The organism is Halobacillus halophilus (assembly GCF_020171985.1).
GTDB classification, from domain to species: Bacteria; Bacillota; Bacilli; order Bacillales; family Halobacillaceae; genus Halobacillus; species Halobacillus halophilus_A.
Genome location: NZ_JAIVAL010000021.1, coordinates 1 through 6468, shown reverse-complemented (window position 1 = coordinate 6468; position 6468 = coordinate 1). Strand labels below are relative to the sequence as shown.

Here is a 6468-nt window from a genome sequence, read left to right as displayed (position 1 = left end):
GCGAGGAGACTTGCCAGTTCCCCCGCAGGAAAGCGAGTTGTTTCCGCAGCCATCCCTTCTCTATATTAAGTAACGGACCCGATTTATCTCGAAATCAAGTCTTCAACAAACGGGAGCTTTACTTTAGTATCAACACGGAAGTTTACCAGAGCCTAATTATTAAATTTGGTAAAAATTCTGACATAACAGTTGCACATTCAGGGCTTAATAAGATAAGCTATCAACTTAAGAAAAATGTCTTCGAAAATTTACAAAGGATTCACGTTTTTAGGGAATACAGGAAATAGTCAATGAGTAGGATTAAATCATTCGCACTCAAAAGCAGCTGGACGTCGAATGACTAGTAAAATAAAGGAGGGGTTTAGATGTATCTTAAAGATATAGAAAACCTTGAATGTTACAGCAAGCTATCCTTAAAGCAAGTGGAAGACCGTCTTCTCATTACGGCCAATTTCCCTAAGGAATTCCTGTTGGAAAGCCAGATGACCCATCCATTTCTATACGTGATCTTATACGTTCGCGGTAAAGAGATGATTAAAATACTGGACGAAGGCACGGCGAAGCTTTATATACCTTCCAAAAAGGAAATAGATCCGAAAACGTATAAAAAAATTATTGATTTCGCTAAAAAGCATTCAAAACAATTCAAGAACGACTAACAGATGTGCAACCCGTGAGGTGGATGTATGGCTTACTTTGGGAAAATAAATACCGTTAGTATCCTATTTGCTTTTCTCTTTTTTGCAGCGCTGGAGCTGATGGTTAATACTTATCGGCTTAGCAGGCTGCTAAACGTGGAGGTAAGTGTAGTAGTCGATGTCTCCATAATCCTCCTTGGAATTTGGTTAGCTGGGGGAGTAATCGTTTGTTATCTGTTCATAACCCGATGGCTGGAGAAAAGGAAATCAGATTACTTCACCGTAATACTCTGGTTTCCTTATTTTATTTTAATGACCAGTATATTTGTTTTCCTCTTTCCCATTCATCATCCTGCAGATGATCCTGCCCCAGTACTTGGTTTCGTGATCATCGGCGGGTTGATCGTGTATCCTGCCATATTGGCATTTATTATTTGTATTAGTCATAACGTAAGAAAGAGATGAGGTGGGCATACAACTATACAGGAGGGTTGGCCATTTGATTAAACCGTATATGGCGGAATAGTTTCACGGGTTAATTGGATATATATGTTAAAATAAAAGCTATCTACTCAAACAGAATCGGGAGAGGATGGTATGTTTGTCGGCTCAACTTCTTGGGGCGTGCTTCTCTGGTTTATCGTTCTGGTAATCGGCTACTGGGCATGGTCTATTAAATATAAAAAAACGAACGGGAAAAAGGAAAAGCCCTGGTGGAGAGGGATCTATTTATCATTTGCAGCTCTTATTTTCTTTACCCACTTTCATGTTAGCCAATTTTATTATGAGTATCGGCATGAACCGGAATGGTTCTCTTTGATCGGATGGTGGATTTGTCTCATAATAGTCAGCGCTTTGCTGCTCTACAAATGGATCCACGAGGAAGATGTAGAAGCCTTAAAACAAGAGAATGAACGGTTGCGGGAAGCGGTGGAGTATTTCCGTAATAAACAGGAACAGGATTAATTCGAACACGGGGCGGCTTATACAGCGGTCCTTTTCTTATACCATCTCCAGCATATACCGGAATGAAGGAAAATACCAGACTATGATTTTCACTAAACTCTGGTAACCTAAAATATACAAATAAAGGGGGAAGAAAATGGATTACCGCATAAAATCAAATGATGGCTATACAGAAAAAATAGGGGAGCTTGTATCGATGCTCGAACATACCCGGGAAGTTACGTTAGAGGAGATTGCTGGTCTCAAAAAAACAGATTTAGATGCACTTCCGCATCCATCCTCGAACACAATTGGAGCCCTGTTATTGCATATCGCATCGATCGAATTCGTGCATCAAGTCGTGTCTTTTGAAAAAAGAGACTTATCAGAGCAGGAATACGATGACTGGAAACTGGCGCTGGAGCTTGGAGACGAGGCTAGAGAAAAGATCCACGATCAACCTCTGGATTATTACATAGAGCAATTAAACCAAGTTCGGGTAAATACACTGGCCACTCTAGCCGCTAAAAATGATCAGTGGCTTTTGGAAGAAGATAAATGGGATCACGGTGTTCCTTATAATCACTACTACCTTTGGTTTCATGTAATGGAAGACGAGATCAACCATCGCGGGCAAATTAGAGCTATCAAGCGCTTATTAAATCAAAGCGCTTAAGAGACAGGTCGTTATTAAAGTAATCAGGAAACATTTTATCTTATTTTGATCTCCTAGAATTCTTAGCCTATTAAAGGAGTGAGATCATGAAAAAAATATGGTTCCGCATTTCTCAATTCTTTCTCACATTAGGGGTTTTTACGTTGGTTTTCTACTTATCAGTAGGAGATTACCATGTGCCTCTGGGTACAGATTTTGAAATACAGGGCGAGAAGACGATAGTGGAAGAGTATGACTGGAAGGGAGAGGTTTCCAGCCAGTACACAATTGCTTCCTCTCATTTAGACAACTCAATCAAAACCCATGTTCTTCCTGACCGCTTCAAACAAGTTTTTGCAAATGTTGTACTTGTGTTGCTTGTACCTGTCCAAATCGCTTACAGCATGGCAGGTGATAAATTATTTCCGCCATCACGTCTATATATCAATCGTTTTTGGCGTATCGTCTTAAATGTAGTAGGGCTATGTATTTATTTAGCTGCAGCCATCTTTCTAGTAACGAAGTATCAGGAGTATATAGCGGAAAGTGAAACATACCTGAAATCACTAGAGCCTTATTTATTGAAGAAGTAATTCATTCGACTGGCACGGAGAGGGTAGCTGACTACCTTGCCGGAGGGGGCCTGGAGTGTCGGTTTCAAAGCTTATAAAAGGAGGCGGAGAAGTGGGCATTTTTTTCAAGCAGATGTCTGAAAGCCAGATTAAGAATTCTCGCCAGGGAATTTATCAGGGGTTTTTCGTTTATATGGTACTGTTGTTAGTTAATCTAATCGGTGATTCTTTTTTTGAAGGGCCTGTATTTTCATCTGCGTTTGTTTTTTGGCTGGAATAATTGCTTCAAGTGGATGGGCCTTTATTTTAGATCTAAAGGATAAACGTCGTCAGAAAAAAGCTTCCTAATGGAGTGCTCTCGACTCTTGCATAAAAAAGCCTGTCGAGTTTGTGCTCGACAGGCGTAGAGTCAGATGCTAGCTACTGTGATTTTCTCCCATTGAACAAGATCTCTATTTTGAAACAGGTAATGGTGCTTCAGAGGAAATGAATCCTTTCTCCACTAGTTCATCCCAGAACTCTTTTGGAATCTCACGCTGGATCATCTCAAGGTCTTCCTTAATTCGATCAGGGCGGGTAGAGCCAGGAATGACGGATTTTACAGACGGATGAGCGGTTGAAAATTGCAGTGCGGCTGCTTTCAATGGAACATCGTATTTCTGCCCCACTTCATTTAACTGATTTACCCGTTCTATGATTTCTTCCGGCGCTTTCTCATAGTTGTAATGATCGCCGCCGAGAAGTACACCTGAGTTGTAAGGGCTGCCCACGACAATATCTACGTTGTTTGCTTCGGCAGACTTCATCATGTTTTGTAAAGCATGCTCATGCTGAAGAAGAGTGTATTGGGTAGCGGATAAGCATACATCCGGTTTTGTTTCCTCAAGTTCCATGGCGAGTTCAATCGGTTCTGTTGTATTCACACCCAGTCCCCAGCCACGAATTACACCTTCTTCACGAAGCCGAGTGAGCACGCGGAAGGCGCCTTCTTTAGCTTCTTCAAATTTTGCTTTCCATTCGTCACCATGGAAGTCAGGAGATACATCGTGAACAAAGACAAAATCTAAACGATCCGTTTTCAGACGTTCCAGACTTTGTTCTATCGATTTCTCGGTAGCTTCTGCGGTATAATCCGTGATCACCTTGTTATCGCGGGCATCCTTGAATAACCCCTCTTTTTCTTCTTTTTCATCAGTCATATAGCGACCGACCTTTGTGCTTAATACATAATCATCACGGTTATAGTTCGATAATACTTCGCCAAGACGCATTTCTGCTAAACCTGCCCCGTAAAAAGGAGCGGTATCAAAATAGCGAACCCCCTGATCCCAGGCCGTTTGAATCGTGGAGCGGGCTTCGTCCTCTGGAACTTCCCTGAACATATTACCGAGTGGAGCCGTGCCGAGTCCTACTTTATGTTTTAAAGCATCTTCAAATGATTTCATAATCTTTTTGCCTCCTACGTTTCGTTGATACAGGTATGTATCCAGCTAACCTGTCTTTTAAACCCAGGCGTTCATGAAGGCGATTGCCTCATACCTCTTTAAGCATCCCATAACAAAAATCTAATCAGGGGGATTTCAACCATTAAATAGTTCGATAAAAGGCTTTAACGATAATCCCGTCATCCGCCGGTTCAAAATCATGCTGCGGCACGCGCTCAAATCCATACCGTTCATATAGAGCAATAGCTCCAGACATAAAATCACCTGTGTGAAGTCCGATCGAACGGTACCCCTTAGCCTTAGCCCTTTCCATGCAGGCATCTATTAAAGCAGACGCCACTCCTTGGCCGCGAATCTCCGGCGATACGGCAAGTACCCTTATTTCAGGGTAGTCCAGTTCATCTACATACCCTTCATACGCGTCTGTGTTAGCAGGAAAAAGGGCTACGCTTCCCGCAAGAATTCCATCAAGTTCAGCAACGAGCAGATCAACACCGGGCTGCTGGTCAGCCTCTGAAGATATCGCTTGCTTGAGAGCCTGCCAATGCTCGTCAGGTAAGGCGTGAACATGGTCTTTATAGGCAAGAACGCGCTGTTCCCGAATCGAGCCGAGCTCTTCCTGGTTGGCTTCTCGTATTGTAATAGTCATAGCTTTATAATGTCCCCTTTATATTAAAACTTCTTTTCTACGATCCAGTATACCGTGATGAATTATCTTGAAGTCAAGAAATATAGTTTTTGAATAAATAGCTTCGTTCAAGACCTGCCTTTTTTTAAAAAAATAAAAAAGCTTAAAGGCATAGCTCTAAGCTTTACTTTTTCATAGAGAGATGTTGGTTTCTCGTTTTTGGAAATCCACATCCTGATAGTATGTGTTTTTAACCAAAGCATTGGGTCCGAGACATTCAACTGCCGGACAATGACAGTTTAAACTTTTTGCTGTGCTTGAATCCAGCCAGTTTTCAAAGGCTTCCGGAAGGGAAGTGTGCTGAATGTTGCCAAGACCAGCTTCATCCGCAAAGTCTGTGACGATGATATCACCGCTGAAAATATTGACGTTTAACCTGGAACGGCCGTCAGGATCATTACGGACTGTGACATTTTTCTCTCTGTATAAACGTTTTAACATATCAAGGTCTTCCTGAGAGGAACTGCAAGGATAATAAGGAAGCGTGCCGAATAACATCCACATGTTATCGTTCCTGTGGTCCAGCAGACGGTTGATGCCTTTACGCATATCCTCAAGGCTTAAGGTTTCCAGGCTGCTCGCAAAATCTACCGGGTACATAGGATGCACCTCGTGTCTAGCACATTTCATCTCGTTCACGTGGTCGTGGATGGCTTCTAAATAAGGGAATGTACGACGGTTTAGCATAGTTTCGGCAGATACCATCACACCTTCATCGGACAGGCGCTGGGAGTTTTCAACCATCCGGTCGAAATACATTTTACGATTATCTTCTGAAGGCTTCCTTTCCATACGGGCAAAACCGGTATGTATGAATTCTTCGATTGTGCCCCAGTTATGAGAAATGTGAAGAACATCCAGATAAGGAATGATTGGGAGATATCTCTTATAAGGGAGAGTTAAATTAGAATTGATCTGAGTGCGAACACCCCGGCTGTGTGCATACTGTAAGAGCGGAAGGACATATTGGTCAACTGACTTCTTAGACATCATCGGTTCCCCGCCGGTAATACTTAGCGTTCGCAAATGAGGAATTTCCTCCAGGCGTTCGAGGATCAAGTCGATTGGCAGCGCATCTGGATCCTGATTTTGAAGGGTGTATCCGACCGCGCAGTGTTCACATCTCATATTGCACAATGTGGTGGTAGTAAACTCAATATTAGAGAGAGTCAGCTTTCCGTGATCTTTTACGTCCATATAGGCTTCCCAGGGGTCGTAGGAGGGTGTGAGCTGGCGAAGGGTCGTGTTGTTTTCTGACATTATAGGAAACTTCCTTTCTATCAATACGATTTATTCCGATTCAAACCTATCCTATTCTATCACTAATTCGTTCCCAGCCCCTATATTTCCTTTAGAAAAAGTTCTGTAAAATACAATCACAGTTCTTAAAGATAAGCTCCCGTTACTTGAAGACTTGATTTCGAGATAAATCGGGTCCGTTACTTAATATAGAGAAGGGATGGCTGCGGAAACAACTCGCTTTCCTGCGGGGGAACTGGCAAGTCTCCTCGCTCGTTTCACTCCC

At 42.4% G+C, this 6468-nt stretch carries 9 protein-coding genes; 6 read left to right on the top strand and 3 right to left on the bottom strand.

The annotated features are described in order from the left end of the window. Positions 1–365: 365 nt before the first annotated feature. The 6 genes from LCM11_RS20250 (at position 366) to LCM11_RS20225 (ending at position 3090) form a co-directional block, all read left to right on the top strand. Positions 366–659, top strand: a complete 294-nt coding sequence (locus LCM11_RS20250; protein ID WP_224896026.1) for a hypothetical protein — start codon at positions 366–368, stop codon at positions 657–659. 27 nt (positions 660–686) lie between these two features. Then, positions 687–1103: a hypothetical protein gene (locus LCM11_RS20245; RefSeq protein ID WP_224896025.1), complete on the top strand. Its 417-nt coding sequence runs from the start codon at positions 687–689 to the stop codon at positions 1101–1103. Positions 1104–1235: 132 nt separating this feature from the next. Next, the gene (locus tag LCM11_RS20240) at positions 1236–1604 is read left to right on the top strand and encodes a hypothetical protein (RefSeq protein WP_224896024.1); all 369 of its coding nucleotides are present in this window, start codon (positions 1236–1238) and stop codon (positions 1602–1604) included. 136 nt (positions 1605–1740) lie between these two features. Continuing rightward, positions 1741–2259 (top strand): DinB family protein, encoded by a 519-nt coding sequence (locus LCM11_RS20235; RefSeq protein WP_224896023.1) that lies wholly within the window; start codon positions 1741–1743, stop codon positions 2257–2259. An 86-nt stretch (positions 2260–2345) separates the two neighbouring features. Further along, complete coding sequence (locus tag LCM11_RS20230) at positions 2346–2831, top strand: hypothetical protein (RefSeq protein ID WP_224896022.1); 486 nt, start codon at positions 2346–2348, stop codon at positions 2829–2831. Positions 2832–2886: 55 nt separating this feature from the next. Further along, positions 2887–3090, top strand: a complete 204-nt coding sequence (locus LCM11_RS20225) for a hypothetical protein (protein ID WP_224896021.1) — start codon at positions 2887–2889, stop codon at positions 3088–3090. Between the two features lie 172 nt (positions 3091–3262). Here LCM11_RS20225 and LCM11_RS20220 read toward each other — a convergent pair whose 3' ends face one another. The 3 genes from LCM11_RS20220 to yfkAB all read right to left on the bottom strand — a co-directional run bounded on the left by LCM11_RS20220 (position 3263) and on the right by yfkAB (position 6203). After that, the gene (locus LCM11_RS20220) at positions 3263–4255 is read right to left on the bottom strand and encodes an aldo/keto reductase (protein ID WP_224896020.1); all 993 of its coding nucleotides are present in this window, start codon (positions 4253–4255) and stop codon (positions 3263–3265) included. Positions 4256–4397: 142 nt separating this feature from the next. Further along, positions 4398–4904 (bottom strand): GNAT family N-acetyltransferase, encoded by a 507-nt coding sequence (locus LCM11_RS20215; RefSeq protein ID WP_224896019.1) that lies wholly within the window; start codon positions 4902–4904, stop codon positions 4398–4400. Between the two features lie 171 nt (positions 4905–5075). Next, positions 5076–6203 carry a radical SAM/CxCxxxxC motif protein YfkAB gene (gene yfkAB, locus LCM11_RS20210; protein WP_224896018.1) on the bottom strand — a complete coding sequence of 376 codons (1128 nt, stop codon included), beginning with the start codon at positions 6201–6203 and terminating at the stop codon, positions 5076–5078. Positions 6204–6468 lie beyond the last annotated feature (265 nt).

Coding starts and splice junctions, on each gene's coding strand:
- LCM11_RS20250 (WP_224896026.1), top strand. CDS start 366: ATGTATCTTAAAGATATAGAAAACCTTGAATGTTACAGCAAGCTATCC.
- LCM11_RS20245 (WP_224896025.1), top strand. CDS start 687: ATGGCTTACTTTGGGAAAATAAATACCGTTAGTATCCTATTTGCTTTT.
- LCM11_RS20240 (WP_224896024.1), top strand. CDS start 1,236: ATGTTTGTCGGCTCAACTTCTTGGGGCGTGCTTCTCTGGTTTATCGTT.
- LCM11_RS20235 (WP_224896023.1), top strand. CDS start 1,741: ATGGATTACCGCATAAAATCAAATGATGGCTATACAGAAAAAATAGGG.
- LCM11_RS20230 (WP_224896022.1), top strand. CDS start 2,346: ATGAAAAAAATATGGTTCCGCATTTCTCAATTCTTTCTCACATTAGGG.
- LCM11_RS20220 (WP_224896020.1), bottom strand. CDS start 4,255: ATGAAATCATTTGAAGATGCTTTAAAACATAAAGTAGGACTCGGCACG.
- LCM11_RS20215 (WP_224896019.1), bottom strand. CDS start 4,904: ATGACTATTACAATACGAGAAGCCAACCAGGAAGAGCTCGGCTCGATT.
- yfkAB (WP_224896018.1), bottom strand. CDS start 6,203: ATGTCAGAAAACAACACGACCCTTCGCCAGCTCACACCCTCCTACGAC.